Consider the following 305-nt stretch of genomic DNA (forward strand, 5'->3'; position numbering starts at 1 on the left):
GCGCTCGGGATGCGCCGCATAGTGCCGATCCATGGCCGCTTGCCGGATCCGCCAGAGTGCTTCGAACTGTCCGGTATAGAGATCTTCGGGGGTAAACAGCGCCAGGCCTTCGTGCGGTCGGCGGCTGTAAGCCGGGAAGAACTCGCTGCACCACGTCCGGGCATGTTCATCGCCCTGGAAGCGACCCGGGTAGCTCGGCCAGTACTTGGCCGTCTTGAACTGGCTTTCGCTGAACGGGTTGTCGTTGCTGACTCTCGGCCTCGAGAAGCTGCGCTCCACGCCCAGATCGGACAGCAGATCACCGA

At 63.3% G+C, this 305-nt stretch carries 1 protein-coding gene; it reads right to left on the reverse strand.

Annotated features, from left to right (window positions below):
• Positions 1 to 305, reverse strand: a 305-nt coding sequence (locus ACEWQZ_RS02340; RefSeq protein ID WP_476481464.1) for an integrase core domain-containing protein, incomplete at both ends; no start/stop codon positions are given.

Source organism: Wenzhouxiangella sp. YN1, from assembly GCF_056324145.1.